Origin of the sequence: Vibrio sp. CK2-1 (genome assembly GCF_021726515.1) — a bacterium.
GTDB lineage: Bacteria > Pseudomonadota > Gammaproteobacteria > Enterobacterales > Vibrionaceae > Vibrio.
In genome coordinates, this window is record NZ_JAKKCJ010000003.1 from 144,770 (window position 1) to 170,026 (window position 25,257).

The 25,257-nt window shown below is 40.8% G+C and carries 22 protein-coding genes; 10 read left to right on the forward strand and 12 right to left on the reverse strand.

The window, feature by feature from the left end; genetic code table 11:
- The first annotated feature begins 379 nt into the window (after positions 1-379).
- From L3V25_RS09360 to cueR, 3 genes are all read left to right on the forward strand, one after another.
- Positions 380-1,789 carry a multidrug transporter gene (locus L3V25_RS09360; protein WP_237295116.1) on the forward strand — a complete coding sequence of 470 codons (1,410 nt, stop codon included), beginning with the start codon at positions 380-382 and terminating at the stop codon, positions 1,787-1,789.
- 76 nt (positions 1,790-1,865) lie between these two features.
- Entirely contained in the window at positions 1,866-2,225 is a 360-nt protein-coding gene (locus L3V25_RS09365; RefSeq protein ID WP_237295117.1) for a DUF2799 domain-containing protein, read from the forward strand.
- Entirely contained in the window at positions 2,225-2,620 is a 396-nt protein-coding gene (gene cueR, locus L3V25_RS09370; RefSeq protein WP_237295118.1) for a Cu(I)-responsive transcriptional regulator, read from the forward strand. The genes L3V25_RS09365 and cueR overlap by 1 nt, the downstream gene beginning before the upstream one ends.
- A gap of 54 nt (positions 2,621-2,674) precedes the next feature.
- On the opposite strand, the gene L3V25_RS09375 is transcribed toward cueR, so the two are convergent.
- Positions 2,675-3,529: a co-chaperone YbbN gene (locus L3V25_RS09375; RefSeq protein ID WP_237295119.1), complete on the reverse strand. Its 855-nt coding sequence runs from the start codon at positions 3,527-3,529 to the stop codon at positions 2,675-2,677.
- A gap of 331 nt (positions 3,530-3,860) precedes the next feature.
- The gene (locus L3V25_RS09380; protein ID WP_237295120.1) at positions 3,861-4,778 is read right to left on the reverse strand and encodes a TIGR01777 family oxidoreductase; all 918 of its coding nucleotides are present in this window, start codon (positions 4,776-4,778) and stop codon (positions 3,861-3,863) included.
- A gap of 88 nt (positions 4,779-4,866) precedes the next feature.
- On the opposite strand from L3V25_RS09380, the gene yfcE reads away from it, so the two are divergent.
- Positions 4,867-5,418, forward strand: a complete 552-nt coding sequence (gene yfcE / locus L3V25_RS09385; protein ID WP_237295121.1) for a phosphodiesterase — start codon at positions 4,867-4,869, stop codon at positions 5,416-5,418.
- Positions 5,419-5,449: 31 nt separating this feature from the next.
- On the opposite strand, the gene L3V25_RS09390 is transcribed toward yfcE, so the two are convergent.
- The 3 genes from L3V25_RS09390 to L3V25_RS09400 form a co-directional block, all read right to left on the reverse strand.
- Entirely contained in the window at positions 5,450-5,725 is a 276-nt protein-coding gene (locus tag L3V25_RS09390) for a SelT/SelW/SelH family protein (protein ID WP_237295122.1), read from the reverse strand.
- Positions 5,726-5,828: 103 nt separating this feature from the next.
- Positions 5,829-6,335, reverse strand: coding sequence for a regulatory protein ToxS (locus L3V25_RS09395; RefSeq protein WP_237295123.1), 507 nt, complete (start codon positions 6,333-6,335; stop codon positions 5,829-5,831).
- A gap of 8 nt (positions 6,336-6,343) precedes the next feature.
- The gene (locus L3V25_RS09400) at positions 6,344-7,198 is read right to left on the reverse strand and encodes a transcriptional regulator (protein WP_237295124.1); all 855 of its coding nucleotides are present in this window, start codon (positions 7,196-7,198) and stop codon (positions 6,344-6,346) included.
- A 233-nt stretch (positions 7,199-7,431) separates the two neighbouring features.
- Here L3V25_RS09400 and htpG point away from each other — a divergent pair, with 233 nt between their 5' ends.
- The 3 genes from htpG (at position 7,432) to hemH (ending at position 11,293) form a co-directional block, all read left to right on the forward strand.
- Positions 7,432-9,357 (forward strand): molecular chaperone HtpG, encoded by a 1,926-nt coding sequence (gene htpG, locus L3V25_RS09405; protein ID WP_237295125.1) that lies wholly within the window; start codon positions 7,432-7,434, stop codon positions 9,355-9,357.
- A 184-nt stretch (positions 9,358-9,541) separates the two neighbouring features.
- Positions 9,542-10,186 (forward strand): adenylate kinase, encoded by a 645-nt coding sequence (gene adk / locus L3V25_RS09410; RefSeq protein ID WP_237295126.1) that lies wholly within the window; start codon positions 9,542-9,544, stop codon positions 10,184-10,186.
- 138 nt (positions 10,187-10,324) lie between these two features.
- Complete coding sequence (gene hemH, locus L3V25_RS09415) at positions 10,325-11,293, forward strand: ferrochelatase (RefSeq protein ID WP_237295127.1); 969 nt, start codon at positions 10,325-10,327, stop codon at positions 11,291-11,293.
- A gap of 112 nt (positions 11,294-11,405) precedes the next feature.
- Here hemH and L3V25_RS09420 read toward each other — a convergent pair whose 3' ends face one another.
- Positions 11,406-12,905 carry an oligopeptide:H+ symporter gene (locus L3V25_RS09420; RefSeq protein WP_237295128.1) on the reverse strand — a complete coding sequence of 500 codons (1,500 nt, stop codon included), beginning with the start codon at positions 12,903-12,905 and terminating at the stop codon, positions 11,406-11,408.
- A gap of 371 nt (positions 12,906-13,276) precedes the next feature.
- Here L3V25_RS09420 and rfaH point away from each other — a divergent pair, with 371 nt between their 5' ends.
- A complete protein-coding gene (gene rfaH, locus L3V25_RS09425) occupies positions 13,277-13,729 on the forward strand; it encodes a transcription/translation regulatory transformer protein RfaH (RefSeq protein WP_237295129.1) in 453 nt (150 codons plus the stop codon).
- 228 nt (positions 13,730-13,957) lie between these two features.
- Here rfaH and asnB read toward each other — a convergent pair whose 3' ends face one another.
- The 5 genes from asnB to nagB form a co-directional block, all read right to left on the reverse strand.
- Positions 13,958-15,622, reverse strand: coding sequence for an asparagine synthase B (gene asnB, locus L3V25_RS09430; RefSeq protein WP_237295130.1), 1,665 nt, complete (start codon positions 15,620-15,622; stop codon positions 13,958-13,960).
- A gap of 241 nt (positions 15,623-15,863) precedes the next feature.
- On the reverse strand, positions 15,864-17,486 hold the full coding sequence (locus L3V25_RS09435; RefSeq protein WP_237295131.1) for a cation:proton antiporter family protein: 1,623 nt from the start codon (positions 17,484-17,486) through the stop codon (positions 15,864-15,866).
- Positions 17,487-17,578: 92 nt separating this feature from the next.
- Complete coding sequence (locus L3V25_RS09440) at positions 17,579-18,793, reverse strand: ROK family protein (RefSeq protein ID WP_237295132.1); 1,215 nt, start codon at positions 18,791-18,793, stop codon at positions 17,579-17,581.
- A 1-nt stretch (position 18,794) separates the two neighbouring features.
- Complete coding sequence (nagA, locus tag L3V25_RS09445) at positions 18,795-19,931, reverse strand: N-acetylglucosamine-6-phosphate deacetylase (RefSeq protein WP_237295133.1); 1,137 nt, start codon at positions 19,929-19,931, stop codon at positions 18,795-18,797.
- A gap of 13 nt (positions 19,932-19,944) precedes the next feature.
- On the reverse strand, positions 19,945-20,748 hold the full coding sequence (gene nagB / locus L3V25_RS09450; protein WP_237295134.1) for a glucosamine-6-phosphate deaminase: 804 nt from the start codon (positions 20,746-20,748) through the stop codon (positions 19,945-19,947).
- Positions 20,749-21,020: 272 nt separating this feature from the next.
- On the opposite strand from nagB, the gene nagE reads away from it, so the two are divergent.
- Complete coding sequence (gene nagE, locus L3V25_RS09455) at positions 21,021-22,580, forward strand: N-acetylglucosamine-specific PTS transporter subunit IIBC (RefSeq protein ID WP_237295135.1); 1,560 nt, start codon at positions 21,021-21,023, stop codon at positions 22,578-22,580.
- A 218-nt stretch (positions 22,581-22,798) separates the two neighbouring features.
- Complete coding sequence (gene glnS / locus L3V25_RS09460; RefSeq protein WP_237295136.1) at positions 22,799-24,463, forward strand: glutamine--tRNA ligase; 1,665 nt, start codon at positions 22,799-22,801, stop codon at positions 24,461-24,463.
- Positions 24,464-24,621: 158 nt separating this feature from the next.
- Here glnS and fcrX read toward each other — a convergent pair whose 3' ends face one another.
- Entirely contained in the window at positions 24,622-25,068 is a 447-nt protein-coding gene (fcrX, locus tag L3V25_RS09465; RefSeq protein ID WP_027696995.1) for a ferric iron uptake transcriptional regulator FcrX, read from the reverse strand.
- Between the last annotated feature and the right edge of the window lie 189 nt (positions 25,069-25,257).

Consider the following 25,257-nt stretch of genomic DNA (forward strand, 5'->3'; position numbering starts at 1 on the left):
GTACTCAAAGGTTTAAGGGATTTCGTGAATGCTTTGTGTGAGGGGTAAATTTAGCTGGCTTGCTATTTTTAAATTAAGTTGTTGATTTTTAGGGATTATATTTTTATTGGTACTTTGTGATATTGATCACCAATGTTAGGGAACTTTGCGCTCGCTCATGTTTTTCTGTTAAAAAATTAACTTATTGTTGATGTTTCGCGCAGCGAAGTTAGTCTTAATCTCGTGGGTACACATTGTGTACGAACATTAAAAACATAAAATTTTTGTTTAGTTAGTTTACTAAGCAAATTAATAGGAAGAATGCCTTGTTGCTTTCGGCGGCCACTTAAAGCCTCAAGGTTAAATAAAACAGCTATGTCCATTTTTTAGGAGCTTTTCCATGGAAAAAAATTTTAAGATTTCAGTATTAACAGCTGCGATGATTGGTGCTTTTGCATCAGTACCAGCTGTTGCTCAAGAAGATCCAGTGGGTCCTGGTTATGCTAGTGATGTTTCAGAGTTTTTCTCTGAATCAACAATCAGCGGTAACTTAAACTTCTTTATGCGTGACCGTGAACGTGCAGGAAAAGACGCTAATGGTAACGACACATCAAAAGTGCCTAACCTAGATCACGGTTCTATTTTTGCTAACTTAGGTTTTAACTCTGGTTATCTTGGTGGTGTAGTAGGTGCTGATATTGTTATCTACAGCACATTTGATATGTGGCAGAACTCGAATTTCGATCACGAAATGAACTTTTTCGATTGTGATGCTCCATACGATATGGGTAGCAGCTGTGATAATTTTGAAACTGATAATGGCGTATCTTATGCTACAGCAGCCGCTAAGTTTAAATTCGCAGATACAGGTACGGCTAAATTAGGTTACTTCCAACCTTCTGTTCCAAGTACTTTAGGTGTTAACTGGTCTTTTGCTCCTGGTACATATCGTGGTGGTGAAATCGGTTATGGTATTGGTGGGTTAAGCCTAGGTTTTGTTATGGCTGACCAATATAAAGCTCCTTGGTTTAAAGACACATACGAGTTCCGTGATGGCGGTGCTTGGGGACCAACTGGTAGCGATGGTACAGCTAAAGGTAAAGATGTTGGTGAAGTATACTCTATCGGTGCACGCTATGCGTTTGACAACGGTATCTCTTTAGATGTTGCTTATGGTGGCTTAACTGATGGTGATCGTAAAAATGCTCACATTAAAGTAAAAGGCACAACTGATGGTGGCATCTACTGGTCTCCTCAACTATATATGATCGATGATGATAATCAGTACGATAGCACTGCGTTCCAAGCAGCTATGCTTTCTGCTTTCTCTGCCGGTCAATATTCATTCCGTGCTGAAGCAACTTATACCGTTGCAGATTCAACAGATACACGTAACCAAGTTGGTAACTTTGCATATCGTTTAACTGAGCAATATGGTGGTTCTAACGGTGCTTATGATATCTGGTGGAATAACCGTTCAGATTATAACCATGATGGTGAGTTTGCAGCATTCCTTTCTGCATCTCGTGACTTCTCTGATATTGGTGCTAACGGGTTTAGCGCAGGTGTAAGTACTGCTGGTGGTTTTGGTGCAAAAGCTGATGGCTACGATGACCTTGTAGAATATGCATATAGTGCATTTGCAAACTATGCAATTCAAGGCGGTGCGCTTGAAGGTGCTAATGTTAGCTTCTACTGGACTCAGTACTTCAATGATTCAGATGCGCCAGATTGGGGTCCTTACTCAAACGCATTTAATGATGAAAATGACTTCAAACTTATGTTAACAATTCCATTCTCTGTTAAATAAACTTTGAATTATTAAATTAAGTTGAAGACTAAAAGCTGGGCATTATATGTCCAGCTTTTTTATTGGAGCTGATTTTATGTCAAAAATGATTATTCTATTTGTTGTTTTATTAGCGAGTTGTACTAATAAGCCTGTATCACCTGAAGATTTTTGGTATGGACAAGGCTATCGGTTTGGATCAAATGGTTATGATTTCGATAACTCTCAATTGCCGAGCTTAAAAGAAAAAGTGAAATTTGATGAGGATAGTTATCAGAAAGGCTATCTTGATGGTAAGAAAGTATATTGCGATCCTGACCAGGCTTTTAATAAAGGAATATCAGGTGAAAAATATACGGGACAGTGCGATGATAGTCCTCAAGATGTAAGAATTAGAGTCGAATGGCAACGAGGGTGGGATGCATTTATCGGAGCCGATATGATTAGGGTTAGGTAATGAACATTAGCCAAGTAGCAAAATTAACTGGGTTGTCGGCAAAGTCTATTCGTTTTTATGAATCGAAAGAGGTGATTAACCTACCATTGCGTGGTGAAAATGGTTATCGATATTACACTGAGGAAATTGTTGAGCAGCTTAAATTAGTCGCGCGAGCACGAATGGTTGGGTTTAGCTTAGATGAGTGTAAAAGCTTAGTTGAACTGGCGAATGATCCTACTCGTCATAGCTGTGATGTGAAAGCAACGGCTAAACAAAAGTTGGTTGAGGTAAGAGAGAAATTATCGCAATTGCAACAGATCGAGAAGCAACTGACTCAGTGGATCAATGATTGCCCGGGAGATGATAATCCTGATTGCCCAATAATTGATAACTTAAAGGGCAACCAGAAATAAGCTTACAATACTCTAGACACTAACTAGTATTTTTAATACACACTACTATCGAGACTAGTATAGTAAGGAGTAAAGTTGTCTACGATATTTAGAGGCAAGTGCGTTTCCTTGCCCTAGCGCAGATAAAATGTCCATACACACCTTTTTAACTTCTCCATCATGAGCATGGAGATCTTTCTTCAAAACTCCCATCAATAATTGCAGCGCTTCTTCATCTCGTGCAACCTGATGATATTGCAGTGCTAAATCACATAGGCATGCTAGATTTGTTGGGTCTTCTGCAAATTGTGATTCTAGCGCTTGAATTTCAGGGCTGTCTGCCGCTTGTTCATGCAATTCTAATTTTGCCACCAAGCCTTTGTAATAATTATCTTGGTATTCAAGTGGAATGCTGGCTAATTGTGTTTTAGCAAGATCAAACTGTTGAGTCTCTAATAAACAATCAGCAATGGCGAGCTTGATATCACCACGTGAAGTGTAGTTTTCCGGTAACGTCTGCAAAGCGCTTAAGGCTTCTTGATGTTGGTTATTTTCCATTGCTTCAATGGCAGATTTAAGAGCCAAATCTTCTGGGCTAGGAAGGTGTTTCACCAGCATAGTTGTGATGGTTTCGATGCTTTGAGGCCCAGCCATGCCATCGACCGCTTGGCCATTAGAAAACAAAGCAATCGTTGGGAGAGACTGAACGCCAAATTGAGAGGCTAAAGCTGGCTCTGCTTCGCAGTTAAGAAAGGCGAGCGTGAATGCTCCTTGATATTGATTGGCAAGTGTTTGTAATTCATTGATAACAGAAGTGCTTTCAGCTACAGATGGCGCCCAAAACTGGATAAGAACCGGTTGTTGTTGAGAAAGTTCTATCGTTGGGCGGAAATTTTGTTCATTAAGTTCAATGATGAATTCTGGCTGCATCTCAATATCCTTGAAAGTCACTTGGGTGTAGTAGGCTCAGGAGGCCTAAATCATTTATATAACAATGAGGTCGCCACTATGATAATTCAAGGTAGTAGGGTAATAAGATAAAGGTGAAAGTCACTTGCTTGATTTTTTAAATAAATACTCGAAAAGTTTTTCTGCCATTAGAACATCAAAAAAATAGTACATACAATGGCTATACACAGCCAGTTAAGTTGGTTGAGGGTCATCATACAACTCCATTAATACGCCTCTTGATAATGGTATAATGACACACGATTATTAAGGTTTAATGACATGTAATTATTGAGGGGTTAAACTTGTTAGATTAGTTCTCTCGAGCATGAAAAATTTGTTTTAGTGCGGGCTCTAAGTGAGAAAAAGTGAATATAAAACCAAGTTCCGTTAAGTGTTTTGGTTTGGCTCTCACACTATCAAAGAGTAATTGTGATGACTCGCCCATGATGAGTTTCATCATCCATTGAGGCGTTGTCATTATCGCCGGACGTTTTAATGTTTTTGCTAAGCTATAACTAAACGCGAGATTTGTGACCGGATGAGGCGCACTTAGGTTGAAAATGCCATTGGCTTTATGATGATTGGCTAAGTATGCAATTGCTCTTGCAGCGTCTTGTAAGTGTATCCATGGCATATATTGTTCACCGGTGCCCATTTTACCACCAACACCAAGCTTGAACGGTGGCAGCATGGCAGCTAAAGCACCACCTTCTGTGCCGAGTACTATGCCTGTTCTTAATAAGCATACTCGTGTTTTATCGCTTTGTACTTGTAATGCAATAGATTCCCATTGTTGACAAACTTTGAAAGGGAAACCGCCTTTAGCAAGGGGAGTATTTTCATACACTTGCTGCTTATCTTTATCACCATAGATACCGACTGCCGATCCACTAATTAAACATTTTGGTGGCGAGCTACTTTTTTTGATGAGATCGACAAGTTGTTGTGTGGTATTCCAGCGGCTATGACATATTTTCTGTTTCTGAGTGGATGACCAGCGCTTTGCTGCAATCGGCTCACCCGCAAGATTGATCACGATATCTATATGATTAAGATCAGAGAAGTTAGATAATTTGTTGATATAGTCAATGTTTGAAAAGTCAGCATGTCGTAATGCGGATTTGGCTTTTTTCTGTGAGCGTGTCAGCACAGTAATTTGATGACCCGTGAGATGTTTAATTAACTCACAGCCGATAAAACCTGTTCCTCCAGTGATTAATATATGCATAACCTCTCCTTATTTCTCACTATCATTATAGCGTTAGGAGTGACTTCTGCGAGGGCTATTTTAACTCATCCCACAAAGTGATAATGGTATGAAACTCTTTTTTATTTCGGACTTACATGGTTGCCTTGACGCGACTAAAACAGCATTGAAGCATTTTGAACGTTCGAAAGCTGAGTATCTTATTCTATTGGGGGATGTGCTCAATCATGGTCCTCGTAACCCTGTCCCCGCTGATTATGCTCCAGCTGCGGTCGCTCAATTACTCAATCAATACAAATCTCATATTATTGCGGTTCGCGGTAATTGTGATAGCGAAGTTGATCAGATGCTTTTAGAGTTTCCCATGATGAGTGACTATACGATGGTACTTTTAGACTCTGGGAAAAAATTATTCCTAACTCACGGGCATATATATAACCAACAACATCTACCGCTTATTAATGCAGGAGATACGTTATGCCATGGGCACAGCCATATTCCACAAGCCGATTGGGTAGGAGAGCACTTTATCTTTAATCCAGGCTCTACCACCTTTCCTCGCGGCCAAATTGAGGCGAGTTATGGCATATATGAAGAGGGAGTATTTAAAGTCTTCAAGCTAAATGGTGGTGAAGAGATTTTAAGCGGTAAGTATCAATAAACTAGTTACTTGGATATATCCGCAGTTGAGGTTATTTACTATCACTATGCCCTAGGTTTCTATCTGGGGCGATAATGTCACGAACCCGTTGCTTGAGCACTTTCGCCTCGGGAAATCCATGATCCGTCTTTCTTTCCCAAATAACCTGGCCATTACAGAAAATCTCAAATCGCCCACCAGTATCCGGATGTAGAGCAACACTTTCTATTTCTTCGCTAAAAGTATGGAGTAGTTCTTGGCTTAGCCACGAAGCACGCAGCATCCAATTACATTGGCGACAGTAAAAGATTTCAACTTTAGCTTTCATGTGGCACTCCAATTCAATTGTTAGGTAAGAACAGTTAGGCAAGAAAAGTTAGCTAAGAAAAAGGGCAAGCGGTTGACTTGCCCTTGTGTTATTTGAGGAAATGTTATTGAGAGAATAAAACGGTTGAGCCATGCGCCAAGCTGGTAAGCAATAAAGTGCGGTCATTGACCACATCGATTTTTCGGCTTTGTTGCGCATTAATCTTAAATAGCGTTTTCAGTTTTTCGACTTGCACAGGTGTTATCTGAGTGATTGGTGTCGTCGAAATATCTTTAAACTCGCTGGCATCAACAATCAAGTAATGGTCGCTAAGTTCCCAGCTGCCCGATTCTGAAATGATGATTTCAACCGGTTTCTCGATATCTTTGCTCGTAAAAATCAGTGTCGAGTTTTTGATATAAGTTTGGTTTGGCAGGTATTTAACGGTTGATGAAATACTCGCTTTGTCTAGATGCTGAATTTTTTGATCCCAAAAATTCATATAAGCAATCGTCGTGGACTGCCATTCTCTTGAGGTCAGTTCTTGTTTTAATTTGATATCACCCTGCCAATAGTTCCATGAACCTATTAGAGCTACAACAAGTGCGATAATCGATATTGTCTTTTTCATGGTAGCCTCTATTGACAAAGTGATTCAAAGTTCGTTTGGTTAACAAACAATACAATGGTTTTATTTTGTTCGGTGTCTTTGAGAGGGTAGATGTAATTCAAAGCAATATGCTCACTTTCACCACCGGTTGCGATCACTCGAGAGAGGGTTGTCGGTACATGTTTTTGATAAGCCTTGGTACACCTTTCTATAATCGGTAACCATTGATCAATTTGTGGCTGGTTTGCCGGTACGAAAAGTGGAATATCGTTTTCCATTTCAATTTTAGTCAGCTCATTGCTATCAGGCACTTCACTCACCCACGCTAAGATAGGTAATAGAACGATGAGCGCCCAAACTAAATAAAGCCAGGCTGGGATCTTAGAATCTGCTTTAGTTGATATTTCTTTCGTGCTGGCAGTGGTGCTCTGGCTTACATTTGTGGTTTGTTTTGCTTCTTCAATACTATGAGTAGCCGTCGAGTCATCTTCAGAATCAAGAGCTTCTGCTTTATCGGCTATGTCATGTGCTTGTGATTGAGTCGCAATATCGACCGAAGAGATCAATTGATAGCCTCGTTTCGGTACTGTTTTCACAAATTGTGGAGACTTGGTGGAGTCTTGTAGCATTTTTCTAAGCGTAGAAATTGCTTGAGTAAGGCTTGAATCGTCGACCTGAAATCCTTGGTCTCGCCATACATACTCGTGTAGTTGATCCCGGCTCACTACTTGATTTGAGTTTTCGATCAAGATTAAAAGTATACGGCTTTCATTACTTCCTAAACGTACGATATTGTTGTCATCATTTAGATCGCTTAGCGTGTTGCTATAAGGATCGAATATGAACTTTTGGGCAAGAATATATTTAGTGCCTATATTAGTCATTTAGGTGTTCTCAGTAGCAAAAATTGGTTGAAATCGACCTTTCGCACAGCTGAAAATTAGCGAAATTTAGATTTTGTGATGTTTTTCGCCCTCATGATAATAAAAAATGATAAGAAAAACACGGTTTTGATGAATTTTTACCTTGAATTTATATTCGCCCGCCCAAATTTGTAGAGTAAGTTTTTAACAAACAACTTTGTAATACCATCTGTACAAACAAGAGTGGAGTTCTAATGAGCGATACAATGACAACAAATAAAGAAACACGTGGATTTCAATCAGAAGTAAAACAACTACTGCATTTGATGATCCACTCTCTGTATTCCAATAAAGAAATCTTCTTGCGAGAGCTAATCTCTAATGCCTCTGATGCGGCAGATAAACTTCGTTTTCAGGCATTATCGAATGCAGATTTGTACCAAGGTGATGCTGACCTAGGCGTAAAACTCTCTTTTAACAGTGAAACCAATACGCTAACCATTTCTGATAATGGTATTGGTATGTCACGTGAAGATGTGATTGAGCACCTAGGAACGATTGCTAAATCGGGTACTGCAGATTTCTTTTCTAAATTATCAGAAGACCAAAGCAAAGATTCACAACTCATTGGTCAATTTGGTGTTGGCTTTTACTCGGCTTTCATCGTGGCGGATGCAGTAACGGTTCGTACTCGCGCGGCAGGCTTACCTGCGGATAAAGCAGTGCAGTGGCATTCTGCTGGTGAAGGTGATTACACCATTGAAGACATCACCAAAGAAACCCGTGGTACCGACATTATTTTGCATATGCGTGAAGAAGGTAAAGAATTCTTAAATGAATATCGTCTGCGTGATGTGATTGGTAAGTACTCTGACCATATTGGTATTCCAGTATCTATTTGGACAGAAAAAGACGTTGAAACTGGCGAAGAAAACGAAGACGGCACTAAAGTTACTAAAAAAGAAGCGTCTTGGGAACAAATCAACAAAGCTCAAGCATTATGGACGCGCGCTAAATCTGAAGTGACAGATGAAGAGTATGTCGAATTCTACAAACACGTGTCACACGACTTTGCTGACCCATTAACTTGGAGCCATAACAAGGTTGAAGGTAAGAACGATTACACTAGCTTGTTATATATCCCATCGAAAGCCCCTTGGGATATGATGAACCGTGATCATCAAGCCGGTTTGAAGCTGTATGTACAACGCGTCTTTATTATGGACGATGCAGAGCAGTTTATGCCTTCTTACTTACGATTTGTAAAAGGCTTAATTGATTCTAACGATTTGCCATTAAACGTGTCTCGTGAGATTTTACAAGATAACAAGATCACTCAATCGCTACGAAGCGCGTGTACTAAACGTGTGCTTGGTATGTTGGAAAAAATGGCCAACCGTGATGAAGAAAAATACCAAAGCTTCTGGAAAGAGTTTGGTCTTGTTCTAAAAGAAGGCCCGGCAGAAGATTTCTCAAATAAAGAGAAAATTGCCGGTTTAATGCGCTTCGCTTCGACTCATGTTGATAATTCAGAGCAAACCGTATCTTTGGCTTCTTATGTTGAGCGTATGAAAGAAGGTCAGGATAAAATTTATTATCTAACGGCTGATAGCTACGCTGCAGCAAAAAACAGCCCACATCTAGAGCAATTTAAAGCGAAAGGTCTGGAAGTGATTCTGATGTTTGACCGCATTGATGAGTGGTTAATGAACTACTTAACCGAGTTCGATGGCAAGCAATTCCAAGCAATCACTAAAGCGGGTCTTGATCTGTCTAAATTTGAAGATGAAGCGGAGAAAGAACAACAGAAAGAAACGGAAGAAGAGTTCAAATCTGTTGTTGAGCGTACTAAAAATTACTTGGGCGACCGAGTGAAAGAAGTTCGCACTACCTTCAAGCTTGCAAGCACGCCAGCGGTTGTGGTGACCGATGATTATGAAATGGGCACACAGATGGCAAAATTGTTAGCAGCGGCTGGACAAGAAGTCCCTGAAGTGAAGTACATCTTCGAGCTAAACCCTAATCATGCGTTAGTGAAACGTATGGCTGATGAGGCAGATGAAGAAGCCTTTGGCCGTTGGGTTGAAGTGTTACTTGGTCAAGCTATGCTCGCAGAACGCGGCGCAATGGAAGATCCAAGTCACTTTGTCGGTGCAATCAACGCACTTCTTACTAAGTAAAAATGAAATGGGGCCGGAAGTTGTGGTAAAATTCCGGCCCTAGTTTTGTAATAAGTCAGTATTTTTTGATACAACAGGGATATGCTGACTTCATCCTTATACCGAAACTTACCGTAGTGTCTTCATTGTTTTACATTCATTACAGTGAGCTTCGGTATAAAAATTTTAAATAAGAGGAATATACATGCGCATCATTCTTTTAGGTGCTCCGGGTGCTGGTAAAGGTACTCAAGCTCAATTCATCATGGACAAGTTTGGTATTCCACAAATTTCAACCGGTGACATGTTACGTGCTGCAATTAAAGCGGGCACTGAAATGGGCAAGCAAGCGAAAGCGGTTATTGATGCGGGTCAACTCGTTTCTGATGACATTATTCTTGGTCTTATCAAAGAGCGCATTGCACAAGCGGATTGTGAAAAAGGTTTCTTACTTGATGGTTTCCCTCGCACTATCCCTCAAGCTGATGGCTTGAAAGAACTTGGTGTTGAAGTGGATTACGTGATCGAATTTGACGTTGCTGACAGCGTGATTGTTGAGCGTATGGCAGGTCGTCGTGCTCACCTAGCATCTGGCCGTACTTACCACGTTACTTACAACCCACCTAAAGTGGAAGGTAAAGATGACGTAACAGGTGAAGACCTAGTAGTACGTGATGATGATAAAGAAGAGACAGTACGTGCTCGTCTAGGTGTTTACCATGATCAAACGGCTCCTCTAATTGCTTACTACAATAAAGAAGCAGAAGCAGGCAACACTCAATACTTGAAATTTGATGGTACTAAGCAAGTTTCAGAAGTAAGTGCTGACATCGAAAAAGCATTATCTTAATCTTTAGGCTCACTTTAGTGTCTATTTAACGATTGATTTGATAGGCAAAATAGATAAGTGAGCGAGTAAGATTTTTGTTATATTGAGCGACATTATTCGTAATGTCGCTTTTTTTATATCTTTTTGTAGAGGTCGAGGATGGGCAAATCAGTCGCAAGCCAAACAGGCATTTTATTAGTCAACCTTGGAACGCCAGAATCGCCATCAGCTCAAGGGGTTAAAGATTTTTTAAAACCGTTTTTGAGTGATAAACGCGTTGTGAGCATCCCGAAATTACTTTGGTGGCCTTTACTTAATGGCGTGATTTTACCGTTGCGCTCACCCAAAGTGGCTAAAGTCTACCAGCAAGTCTGGATGGATGAAGGATCACCTTTAATGGTGTATTCAAAGCGCCAAGCCGAAAAGCTTGCACAGAGGCTCACACTCCCGGTAGAACTAGGGATGACTTATGGTAACCCTAGTATTGAAAGCGGCATTAATAAGCTGATTGAGCAGGGCTGCGATACGATTACCGTATTGCCTCTATATCCTCAGTATTCGAGTACCACCACGGCGGCGGTATCCGATGCGCTATCACGTAGTTTGAGCAAAATGATTGCCTTGCCGGGCTATCACTTAATCCGTGATTATCATCAGCACCCTTTATACATTAAAGCGCTAGCAAGTAAGATTCGCGATTACTGGCAGCAGCATGGGCAAGGTGACTTTCTTCTGTGTTCCTATCATGGAATCCCACAACGCCTTGCCAATCAAGGTGATGTTTATCCTAAGCATTGCGAAACAACCACAGAGTTATTGCGTCTGGAGCTTGGCTTATCGCAACAGCAAATAGGCATGAGTTACCAATCCCGCTTTGGTAAAGAAGAGTGGCTGCAACCTTATACCGATAAAACGCTCGAAAATTTAGCGGATAAGAAACTTGCCACCTTAGATGTTCTTTCACCGGCTTTTGCTTGTGATTGCATTGAAACCTTGGAAGAAATTGCCATTGAATGTAAAGACATCTATCAAGACGCAGGTGGGCAAGACTACCGCTATATTGAATGTTTAAATGACTCGGATGAGCATATTGAAATGATGGCTGACTTGATTCGTTCTACGCAATAATGTATTGAATTTACCTGGCTATCTAACATAAAAATACCGCACAGTTCAGTTGAATTGTGCGGTATTTTTTTACACGTTGAGGATTCAGTTATTAACTATAATCGGTAGTTAATTAATGAATACCTTGGTGTTTTTTATCAAGGCGGCGCATTAAGGGTAGAACAGCTAATGCAATAAAGGTACAAACTACCGCTGCCATACCTAGTTTGTTGAATAGGGTAGTATAGATATCCAATGTTTCTAATGGATCCGTCATGCCTTTTGGAATGCTGGCAAAGTTAGCCACTACACCACCTAAGTATTGTGAAATACCACAAGCAACATAATAAGCGCCCATCATAAAGCCACCCATGCGCTCAGGAGCATAACGAGCAATCATCGCAAGGCCTAGGCCACTTACTAGTAATTCACCTAGTGAGTAAGCACCGTAGCCGATGATCATTACCCAAGACGTTGTTTTACCGTTAACCGCAAAGTTACCTGCAAAGCCATAAACAAAGAAGCCAATTGCCACGACAGCGAAACCTAAAGCAAATTTTGCAGCAATAGAAAGGTCTTTATTTTTTGCTCCAGCTTTTGAATAAATCAAGGCAAGAACTGGGCTGAGTAGCATGATCCAAATAGGGTTCAATGCTTGGAACTGAGCGGGAGACCAAGTTAGTAGATGGCTACCAAAAACAGTGAAGTTCAGATCAACGTTACGTAGTGCAAATAGCGCCAACGAGGTAGACATTTGTTGGTAGAAAATAAAGAAGAAAACCGTTTGGATAATTAGAACCAATGCAGCAATAAGACCGGCACGTTCATGTTGCTCACTGCTACGAATTAGATGAGTGAAAATACCTAAAACAACGATACCAGCAAGGTAAACAAATATACGAGCAAGAGTTTGATATTCCAAAATAACCGCAGAGATCGCAACCGCAACCACCGAGCCTAATAGAACGAAAGTAAGTTTACGACCATCGACAGGTTTAGTATCTGGTTCAGAACCGTAAGCGCCTAAAGTATTACGCATTACGAAGAAGTTAGCCAAACCAACTAATAAGCCTACACAACAAACCGCAAACGCTGCGTGCCAGCCGAACTCATTGTGATAGTTTTCATTGACGTAGTCTTTAACCCAAGGCGTTAATAGCATAGAAACGGTTGAGCCAATGTTTACCGCCATATAGTAGATAGTAAAAGCACTGTCGATTTTAGAATCGTCACCTTCGTAGATTTTACGTACAAGGTTACCAGCGTTTGGTTTAAACATACCATTACCAACGACGATAACACCAAGTGCAAAAAAGAGAACCCAAGTGTTTTCAGACGGTAGTGTCATTAACGCGTAACCAAGGGAAAGAATAAAGGCACCCATGATCATGGTACGTTTAGTCCCTAAGACTTTATCGCCAATCCAGCCACCAATTGCTGGTGAAACATAAATTAATGCGGCACAAGCACCCCATACTAAGTTTGCGCGTGTATCTTCAAACCCTAGGCGTTGAATCATGAAGTAAACGATCAGTGCTTGCATACCGTAGTAGCCAAATCGTTCCCATAATTCAATCATGGATACAGTCATAAATGACTTAGTCTTTGAAACAGTGACTTGTTGTGTTGTCATGTGAGTTTCCATTTGTGTGGTGGCGTTATAATGAAGGTTATATTTGCCATATAATGTTGTGCTAGTGATCGATAAATAAGATTTTTTAGTTGTTATATCGATTTACATTTAGCATTAGTTTTATTTATGCTTTAGATCACAGAATCTAATATTACATTATATATACAGCTCAAATTTCAAAATCACAATGCCAATTTGTCATCAAATTATCATTTTTTTATTATTTGCTTACAAAATAACCTTTCAGGTTGCAAGGTTGGCTGTAATGTAAAGTGTAAGTTAATGTTGTCGTGTGTTGCGGTGAGATTTCATCATTTTTACTAGTGTCGATAACTGTTAGAATAGGTGAAATTTTCTAGGGTATGGATCGTATGAAGTCTTGGTATTTATTGTATTGTAAGCGCGGCGAGCAAAAAAGGGCCAAAATGCATTTGGAAAACCAAGGCGTCGAGTGCTATTACCCTGAAATAGAAATAGAAAAAATCCTAAGAGGGAAAAGGCAACAGGTCATGGAACCACTGTTTCCTTCTTATATATTTATCGGATTGGAAGATGAAGAGCATCTTAGCTTTACGACTATTCGTTCAACCAGAGGTGTGATGGATTTTGTTCGCTTTGGTGGTAAGCCTCATAAAGTATCGAGATCTTTGATTCAGCACTTACAGTGTCGGGTTTATCAAGAAGAATTACTAGAAAAACAAGCACCTAAAAAAGGTGAAACCATTCAAATAAAATCTGGCCAATTTTCTGGGCTTAACGCTATTTATCAAGAGCCTGATGGTGAAAAACGCTCTATTTTACTTATAACACTGATAAATCAATAGGTTGAAGTGAGAGTTGAAAATAGTGACGTGGAATGGCGTAAGTAATATCGGAATGATTTCAACAGATAGTCAGAGGTGATTTTTTAAGATTAGCTCTGTAATTGATAAAGCCTACCAACACTCATGTGCGGTAGGCTTTTATTATGCTTATAACTTTATAACTTTATAACTTTATAACTTTATAACTTTATAACTTTATAACTTTATAACCTTATAACTAGGTTGGGCTTAATAAGCGTCGTTATGGACGGCTTTCACGGCACGACCTGATGGATCGGCGTTGTTTTTAAATGATTCATCCCATTCAATCGCAGCGGCTGATGAACAGGCAACAGATGGTCCACCCGGTACACATTCTGCCGCTGATTCTAGAGGGAATAATTCAGAAAAAATCTCACGGTATACATAGCCTTCTTTCGTTGTCGGCGTGTTGTATGGGAATTTAAATGCTGCGGTCTCTAGTTGCTGGTCAGTTACTTTTTCTTCCGCTTGTGCTTTTAAAGAATCAATCCAGTTATAGCCTACGCCGTCTGAGAACTGTTCTTTTTGACGCCATGCGATCGACTCTGGCAAGTAATGCTCAAAACATTCACGTAAAACGTGTTTTTCCATTTTGCCGTTACCGCACATCTTGTCTTCAGGGTTTAAGCGCATTGCAACGTCGATAAACTCTTTGTCTAAGAATGGAACGCGACCTTCAACGCCCCAAGCCGCTAATGATTTGTTAGCACGGGCACAGTCAAACATGTTTAGAGCAAGTAGCTTACGTACCGTTTCTTCATGGAATTCTTTAGCATTTGGTGCTTTGTGGAAGTACAAGTAACCACCAAAGATTTCATCGGCGCCTTCACCAGAAAGAACCATTTTAATCCCCATCGCTTTAATTTTACGCGCGAGTAGGAACATTGGAGTAGAAGCACGGATCGTAGTGACATCGTAAGTTTCAATGTGATAAATCACGTCACGAATGGCATCGATGCCTTCTTGAACCGTGTAGGTCATTTCATGGTGAACAGTACCCAGTTTATCCGCTACTTCACGAGCCGCTTTTAAATCAGGCGCGCCTTCTAGACCAATCGCAAAAGAGTGCAGTTGCGGCCACCAAGCTTGAGATTGGCTGTCATCTTCGATACGCATAGCAGCAAAACGTTTGGCAACCGCAGAAGTAATAGAAGAGTCAAGACCGCCAGAAAGTAATACGCCGTATGGTACATCTGTCATTAACTGGCGTTTTACTGCATCTTCTAGTGCTTGGGTTAAATCTTCTTTACTCGTTAGGTTACCTTGCACGGCTGCATATTCCATCCAATCACGCTGGTAGTAGCGAACTGGCTCTGCGTCATCTGAACCGTAGTAGCTACCTGGAGGGAATTCACTGATGGTTTTACAAACAGGAACCAGTGCTTTCATTTCAGAGGCTACGTAGTAGTTACCGTGTTCGTCGTAACCTTGATAAAGAGGGATAATACCGATGTGATCACGGCCAACTAAGTATTTGTCTTTTTCTTCATCATATAAGACGAAAGCAAAGATACCGTTTAGTTCTTCTAATAAGTCTTCACCTAGTTCTTGGTATAACGCTAGGATAACTTCACAGTCAGAATCGGTTTGAAAGTTGAATTTGTCAGCATAACGAGCACGAATTTCTTTGTGGTTATAAATTTCGCCATTCACCGCTAAGATGTGTTTTTTATCTTCGCTATACAGAGGTTGTGCGCCGCTGTTTAAACCTACGATAGATAGACGCTCGTGAGCTAGAATTGCTTTATCTGAAGCGTAGATACCTGACCAGTCTGGGCCACGGTGACGAAGTTTTTTAGACATTTCCAGCGCCAATGGGCGTAGTGGGGTTGGGTCCGATTTAATATCTAAAATGCCAAATATTGAACACATACTCTCTTCCTTAAAATCCGTTTTAAACTTCTAGTTTGCTAGAGCCAGTTTAGTTTGCTAGAGCTAATTTAGTCTGTTAAAGCCAATTTGCCATGATCAATAAAAAAAGCAACCAATCATTATTAAATTAATCACATAAAAGCAAGTTATGTGAATTTCATTCACCATATTTGGTTTTCTGGTAAATAAAATCCACCCAAGGTCGATTTTTATCCGAATCGATAGATACTAAGTTAGGAAACTAAGTGAGATTATTACTGGTATCCCAATCGCCCGGCTGCATGGTCTTAAATTGTGGGTTTAGTTTGTCGCACACATGGCGAGCAAAACCCGCACCGGCTTCGTTATAAATATTAAAGGCAGCATCGACGCCATTTTCTGTCATTTCAACCACTTGATCTGGATATTCGGCAATCGCTGCAATTTGTCCTTGGTAGTTACGAGCCTTTAATTGCTCGAGTGCCGATTGATTCCCTTGGTGATGGGGCATCGCAAGCAGCACCAACTTTACATTAGCAATATCAAGAATGCGCTCCCAGAAATCAGAATCGGTCGCATCGCCTTGGATGACATTTCTGCCACTGGCTTTATGTGTTTGTACCACATCAGATCGCGTTTCTACGCCTAAGCTGATTTTGCCATAACGGGTACGAATTTCATCGTAAGCACCGGTACCAATACGGCCCATGCCTAGGATCAGTACTTGGGCATGCCCAGGATTAATACGCTTGTCTCTAAGGTGCAGTTTTTCATCCGCTTGCTCTCTTAACCAATGCGATGTGTAACGATAAATTTTATGACTCATGTTATTGATTGGCGCAGCAATAATGAAAGATAACGAGACCGCCATAGCAATCGCAATCATCATTTCCCCAGGTAACCAACCGAGCTTATAGGCAATGCCTGAGACAATCAGTCCAAATTCGCTGTAGTTAAGTAGGGTAAGCGAGGCAAGTAGAGAAGTGCGCACACGGAACTTAAATAAATTGATGACGACGTAGTACAGCGCGCCCTTAATTGGCAATAGGCAAAGTAATAGCAAGGCAAGAATAAAGCCATCTAGGGTAGGTGGATCAGATAAACCAATGTTTAAGAAAAAGCAGACTAAGAATAGTTCTTTAATGTTAAAGAGAGATTTAGAAAGCTCCGACGCTTTGTAGTGACCGGCCAGCAGCATACCTAAAATTAACGCGCCTAAATCTGCTTTCATTCCCACTAGTTTGAAAAGTCCAGCCCCCATTACGAGCGCCATAAAAAAACCGTATAAAACGAGCATCTCGCCGTGACCACACTTGTCGAGGATTTTGTAAAAAAGAGGGCGCAGAAAAGGAAGAATAAACAGCGCTAACGCATACCATTCAGGTAGTTTGCCAGTTGATATAGTGAGGAAAAGCACAGCAAAAATATCCTGCATTACCAAAATACCTATCGATATGGTGGCAAAGGTGGAGTTCATGCTGCCTTTTTCTTCTAAACTCTTAATCGCAAATACGGTGCTGGAAAAGGATAATACAAAGCCAAGTAGCAGTATTTGAATGGTATCGACGTCGCTAAATAGGCTGATCCCGATAGTCTTTAGGCCAAGTAGAGCTACAGTGAAGAAAGTCGTAGATAGTACATTATGTAAGGTTGCACTGGCCCAAATCTCTTTCGCGAGTAAGGTTTTCACATCTAGCTTTAGCCCGATAGTGAATAGCAGAAGAGTGACACCTAAATCAGATAATGTAGTGATGGTTTCATTGCTAGTAAAACCCGCATACTGCAAGCCAAACCCTGCAACTAAAAAACCGACTAGTGGTGGAAGATTGCATTTGAGCGCGATAAAGCCGGAAACAAAAGCGGCGATAATAAGCAAGATATCCATGTATTCCTTTCCCTAAAATAAAAAACGGGCATATCAATGGATATACCCGCAGGAATTATATACTTAACCGTTTTAAAATATTGTTATTTATCTCATTCACCCAGTAATTTTTGTAGCAGTACACCATTAAGCATTGCGCGTTTGATCATCGCAAATGCCCCAATGGTCGGTTGCTCATACAGTTTGGACTCCACAATCGGCAAGTTTTTGTGGAAAGTAGTGAGTGAGTGGCTTTCAATATTTCGTTGAATGGCATGAAAGATAATATCCTTCGATTTGACCAATTCACCTGCGATAATAATTTTTTGCGGGTTAAATAAGTTAACCGTCATGGCGATGGCTTTACCTAGGTAGTGGCCCACACGGATAAGCGCTTGACTAGCTAAGTCATCCCCTTGGTTTGCATGCTCACAAATCACACTCATGGTGAGTTTATCGACATGGGATAAGCTTGATGGGAAACCTTGATCAAGTCGTGACTGTACATGAGCAATAATGGCTGGGTTAGCGGCAATGGTTTCTAAACAACCAAAATTACCACATTGGCAGCGATCGCCTAGAGGTTCGATTTGTACGTGGCCGATTTCACCTACGTTGCGGTTTGAGCCTAAGAATACTTGGCCGTTAACTATGATACCTGCACCAGTACCGCGATAAACACTCACTAGGATAGAATCTTGGCAGTCACGGCTTGCACCAAAATAATGTTCAGCCAGTGCTAATCCTCGAATATCGTTACCAACAAAGGCTTCAACTTCAAATGTATCACTTAATAATTTACCTAAAGAAAGGTTATCGATCTCGGTGTTCGGCATGTATTCAACAACCCCAGTCTCAGGGTTAACTAAGCCAGGAAGAGTGACACCGATAGCAATTAATTGCTCGATAATATCTTTGTGCTGATTGATGAAGGCTTTGGTATGTAGAACTAAACCATCAAGTAGATCTTGTTGTTTATCGTACTTAAAAGCGGCGTGATGATTGGCAAGTTCATGGCCACTTAAGTCATAGACACTTAACTGAATGTAGTCTCGGCCTAAACGAATAGCAACGGAATGGAAAGGGGTGGTTTCTGTGGTTAAAGAAATAGCGCGTCTACCCCCAGTGGAGGCTTGTTGCGCTACTTCTTTGATTAATCCTCGCTCAAGTAGTTGGCGAGTGATCTTAGTGACACTGGCGGGGGCTAATTGGCTAACATCGGCAACTTGTATTCTCGAAATTGGACCTTGTTGGTCAATTAGGCGATATACTGCCGCGCTATTAAGTTGTTTAACTAAATCTACATTACCAATTTGTCCGCCATTCATTCTATGTCTGATCGTATTGTCCGTTAACAACCGTCGCTTTTACATTGAAGTCACGATCAAACACAGTAAGGTTTGCGACCATTCCCGGTTTGATTTCACCAAGCTGTCTCTCTACGCCGATTGCTCGAGCAGGATAAAGCGTGGCCATTCTCAGTGCTTCGTCTAAAGCGATACCTACATGCTCAACCGTATTTTGTACGGCTTCAATCATGGTTAAAGCTGAACCACCAAGTGTGCCATTTTCATCAACACACTTACCATCTCGGTAATATACTTTCTTACCAACAAAAATAAAGTGATCCATGTCAGCTCCTGCTGGAGCTGTGGCATCCGTCACTAATACTAGCTTATCACCTTTGATTTTATGGGCGATTCGGATGTTGGCATAGTCTACATGGAAGCCGTCAGCAATAATACCAGCATAAACTTCTGAAGTATCGTAGATTGCACCTACAACACCTGGTTCACGTCCAACCATCGGAGTCATCGCATTGAAAAGGTGCGTTGCAAATGTAATACCATTAGCAAAACTTTGACGCGCCTCTTGGTAAGTTGCGTTAGTGTGGCCGATAGACACAACGATACCCGCATCTCTCAAACGTTGAATATGCTCAGGTTCATTTTGCTCTGGCGCTAAGGTTACCTTGGCAATGACATCGCGGTTATCACAAATCGTTTGGATCATCTCATCATCTGATTTACGGATAAAATCAGGACGGTGAATGCCTTTTTTTAGCACATTAAGGTAAGGACCTTCTAAGTGTAGCCCCAAAGATTGGTTCTGGTAGCGCTGCTGATATTCACGCGCTGCAGAAATGGCTTGCTGCATATCTTCATCAGATGACGTAATTAATGTCGGCAAAAAGCTAGTACAGCCAGATTTTAAATTGGCTTTGTGCATGATATGCATGGTATCGGCGGTAACTTCGTCATTCAGCATGACGCCGCCACAACCATTTAACTGTAGATCGATAAAACCTGGGCTAAGATTTGCGCCTTGTAGATCGTGAGTCTCTATCTCTTTTGGTAGTTCATCCATCTTAACGATAGATTGAATTTTACCTGCATCCACTATCACAGCATGCTCTGTAAGTACGTCATGGCCTGTGTAGATTTTTGCATTTATCAGAGCATACATAGTAGGCATCCTCTTATTTCAAGTTCTTAATATTTTCTGCTTCAAGCTCTTTAAAGTATTTAACTGTTTTTACTTTAAGCTCTTGAGTTGAAGGTTCATCACACACAATTACCGATTTTGCATGCAGTTGCAAGGCAGATACTGTCCAAAGATGATTGACTGAGCCTTCGACCGCTGCTTGCAAAGCGAGAGCTTTATTGTGGCCTGTGATCAAAATCATAACTTCTTCAGAATCTAGTAGAGTACCAACACCGATAGTTAGCGAATACTTAGGCACTTGACTAATATCACCATTGAAGAAGCGTGAATTAGCGATACGCGTATCTTCGGTTAGTGTTTTGATTCGAGTACGTGAAGACAAAGAAGATGCAGGTTCATTGAATGCAATGTGGCCATCGTTACCTACGCCACCCATGAATAAGTTGATACGACCGTAGGACTTGATTTTATCCTCGTAACGTTTGCATTCAGCTTCATGGTCATCGGTATTGCCGTTGAGCAAGTTGATGTTTTTTTCTTGAATATCAATATGATTGAAAAAGTTTTCATACATAAATGAACGGTAAGATTCAGGGTGATCCGTTGCTAATCCAACATATTCATCCATGTTGAATGTCACAACGTGTTTAAAACTTACTTCACCAGCTTTATGTAGTTTAATGAGCTGCTTATAAGTATTTAGAGGTGTGCCACCCGTCGGTAAACCAAGAACAAAAGGACGATCTTCAGTTGGGTTGAACTTATTGATTTTATTTACAATATGGCGAGCTGACCATAGGCCAACTTCATTTGCATTATTGAGTGGAATTAGTCTCACAGTACACCTCTATAGGACAAAAGCTAAAATTGAGAATAGGATATTCATTTCATTATTTTGCATGATAAAATAAGTTTTGGAAACTATCTAGTATAAATAAGATAAATCCTTCACAAGAATTACGCAAACTAGCAAATAACTCTTGATAAAGATCACAAATACTAGGGTTTTAATTTGCGGACTAAAATTAATTGAATAGACTGTCGCTGTACTAAATTCTTTAAGAAAAATAAGTAATACGAATTTTACCAATCCTATAGGGGGGAATTACGGTGAATATACTTGGATATGCACAAAGACTAGGTAAAGCGTTGATGTTACCTATTGCAACATTACCTGTTGCAGCGCTTTTACTTCGTCTGGGTCAACCTGACCTGTTAGACATCGCATTTATGGCATCAGCCGGTAATGCTATTTTCAGCCAGTTACCTTTACTATTTGGTTTAGGTATTGCAATTGGCTTATCTAAAGATGGTGCGGGTGCGGCTGGTTTAGCCGGTGCCGTTGCTTACTTTGTATTAACTGCAACAGCGCAACAAATTAATGCTGAAGTTAATATGTCATTCTTCGGTGGTATCTTCGCAGGTATCATTGCAGGGCATTGCTACAACGCATTCCATGCTACTCGCTTACCAGAATGGTTAGCTTTCTTCTCTGGTCGCCGTTTAGTTCCAATTATGGCGGGTTTAGTTGCTTTAGTGGCAGGTGCAGTCTTCGGTGTGGTTTGGCCTATGGTCCAACACGGCCTTGATGCTTTAGCTCACGGCATTTCAACCTCTGGTGCAATTGGTCAATTTATTTACGGCACATTGAACCGTGCGTTAATTCCTGTTGGTCTTCACCACGTACTTAACTCTTACTTCTGGTTCGGCATGGGTTCATGTCAAGAAATCATGGTAACAGCTTCTGGTGCCTTCTCTAATATCCACCAACTATGTGTTGATCCTGCAATTGCTAAAACATTAGTAGTAGGCCAAGAGCACACATTTACATTTAAAAATGCAGTAACGCCTGAAATCACAGCGGTTGTTGATAGCGTGAAAGATGTTGTTAAAACTGGTGACTTGAACCGTTACTTCGGTGGTGACAAATCTGCTGGGGTATTCATGAATGGTTTCTTCCCAATCATGATGTTTGGTCTTCCTGGTGGTGCTTTAGCTATGTACCTAGCCGCTCCTTCTGAGCGTCGTGGTCAAGTTGCTGGTGCATTGTTCTCAGTTGCTTTCTGTTCATTCCTAACCGGTATTACAGAGCCTCTAGAGTTCATGTTTATGTTCCTAGCACCTGGCTTATATGCGGTACACGCAGTATTAACAGGTCTATCTTTAGTAGTCGCTAATATGTTTGGTACGCTACATGGCTTTGGTTTCTCGGCAGGTCTAATTGACTTTGTATTGAACTGGGGTCTAGCAACTAAACCAGTAACGCTATTACTAATCGGTTTAGCATTCGGTGCTGCTTACTTCTTTATCTTCAGCTTCCTAATCCGCGCGTTCAACATGAAAACGCCTGGTCGTGAAGACGAAGAAGTGGCTGCTCCTGCTGGCAAGTCAGAGAAACCTTCTGGTGCGGTTGCACGTCAATACCTAAAAGCTCTAGGTGGCCACGGTAATGTGACTACGATTGATGCTTGTATTACTCGCCTACGCTTAACATTGAAAGATCGTTCTATCGTAGATGAAGCGGTATTGAAGAAGCTTGGCGCAAAAGGTGTTGTGAAGTTAGGTGAAAATAATCTTCAAGTTATTCTTGGCCCATTGGCTGAAATCGTTGCAGGTGAGATGAAAGACATCCCAGCTTCTGATGATTTATCGGATGTTGTCCTACCGTAATCTGTAATCAACATATCCAGCTAAAGGCTCCCATTGTGGAGCCTTTTTTTATCCTGTTGCAAAATGTGGCCGATAGTAAAAGCGTGAATTTTGACGGCTTGGAAGGCTTTTGGTCTTTTTAATAAAGAAAATATCACTTCTAGTTGTGTAAAGGGCTAGAATTGTGGATCATTAGCCCTAATTATAAAAAGACTCTTATATTTATTGAGGTACTATCGATGAGTGAAGCTGAGGCTCGACCATCTAACTTTATCCGTCAAATTATTGATAAGGATTTAGCGGATGGCAAACACACTGGGATCCATACTCGTTTCCCACCAGAACCTAATGGCTATCTGCATATTGGTCATGCTAAGTCTATTTGCTTAAACTTTGGCTTGGCGCAAGATTACCAGGGGAAGTGTAACCTTCGCTTTGATGATACTAACCCAGCGAAAGAAGACATTGAATACGTTGAATCAATTAAGCAAGACGTGAATTGGTTAGGTTTTAATTGGGATGGCGAGATTTGCTATTCATCTAACTATTTTGATGCGCTATATGGTTACGCTGTAGAGTTAATTGAAAAAGGTTTAGCTTATGTTGATGAGCTAACTCCAGATGAAATTCGTGAATACCGTGGCACGTTAAAAGAGCCAGGAAAAAATAGCCCATACCGCGACCGCAGTGTGGAAGAAAACTTAGCGTTATTTGAGAAAATGCGTAATGGTGGCTTTGAAGAAGGTAAGGCTTGCTTACGTGCTAAGATCGACATGGCATCTTCGTTTATCGTTATGCGCGATCCTGTGCTTTATCGTGTGCGTTTTATCAATCACCATCAAACAGGGGATAAGTGGTGCATTTACCCAATGTATGACTTCACCCACTGTATTTCCGATGCGTTAGAAGGTATCACTCACTCACTATGTACGCTGGAATTCCAAGATAACCGTCGTCTATATGACTGGGTTTTAGAAAACATTACGATTGAAACTCAGCCTCATCAGTACGAATTTAGCCGCTTAAACTTAGAATATACGGTGATGTCTAAGCGTAAGCTAAACCAATTAGTCACTGAGAAATTAGTGAATGGTTGGGATGACCCACGTATGCCAACGATTTCTGGTTTACGTCGTCGTGGCTTTACTCCGGGCTCTATTCGCGAATTTTGTTCACGCATTGGTGTGACTAAGCAAGACAACATGATTGAGTTTAGCTCACTTGAAGCGTGTATTCGTGAAGACCTAAATGAAAATGCACCGCGTGCAATGGCGGTACTCGATCCGGTTAAAGTAGTGATTGAAAACTTTGAAAGCGAAGAAGTATTGACGATCGCGAATCACCCGAATAAGCCTGAAATGGGTAGTCGTGAGGTTCCTTTTACACGTGAAGTGTGGATTGAAGCGGATGACTTCCGTGAAGAAGCCAACAAGAAATACAAACGCTTAGTTCTTGGTAAAGAAGTTCGTCTACGTGGTGCTTACGTGATCCAAGCGAATCGTATTGAAAAAGATGAGCAAGGTAATGTAACGACTATTTACTGTACTTACGATCCAGAAACCTTGGGTAAAAACCCAAGCGATGGCCGTAAAGTAAAAGGTGTTATCCATTGGGTTTCTGCTGAAAAAGGCCTAGAGGCTGATGTTCGTTTATATGATCGTCTTTTCACTGTGCCAAACCCTGCGGCGGCGGATGACTTTGCTGCGACGATCAACCCAGAGTCTTTAGTTGTTAAGAAAGCATTTGTTGAACCAAGTTTAGCTAATGCAGAAGCTGGCGTAGGCTTCCAGTTTGAGCGTACAGGCTACTTCTGTATTGATGCTAAAGATTCTTCTCCAGAAGCGTTAGTATTTAACCGTACAGTCGGCTTACGTGATACTTGGGCTAAAATCGACGCTCAATAAGCAATTATATCTATGCCAATATATCCATGTAGGGTGAGAGCTTTCTCGCCTTACTAGTTTGGCTTTATTAGTTTGATTAGCCGATAAAAAAACGCACCTCATATGAGGTGCGTTTTTATTTGTATAAAACTAAATAAGTGGAAAGTTAACCGGAAAAGTTACTTAGTTTTGTGTGCATTAGTCTCTGTTTTACAATTGCCATTAGCACAGCGGCCGTATAGATATAAACTGTGGTTCGTTAGCACGACGTTATATTTAGCGGCAATTTCTTTTTGTCGCTCTTCAATAAGATCATCGGTAAATTCAATCACTTCACCGCAATCGAGACAAACAAGGTGATCATGGTGATGTTGAGTTGATAATTCAAATACTGATTTACCACCTTCAAAATGGTGACGGGTTACGATACCTGCGTCATCAAATTGGTTCAAAACACGATAAACCGTTGCAAGGCCAATTTCTTCACCAAGATCGATCAGTTTCTTATATAAATCCTCGGCACTGATATGTTGGCAGTCTGGTTGTTGCAGTACCTCGAGAATTTTTAATCGAGGTAAGGTGACTTTAAGACCTGCTTCCTTTAGAGCTTGGTTGTTATCTGGCATTGTACTTTCCTGTGAGATTCTGCGTTAAAACAGAAGGCATGAATGACATCAGTAAATATGACTCGAACTAACCGACCAAGTTCACTGCGTTTCATTATATGTTGTAAAAATGTATCTAAAATGACTATAGCATTAGAGTGAGGATAACAAAATACCTCGCAGAGGAGGTATCTTGATATGTCACAAAAT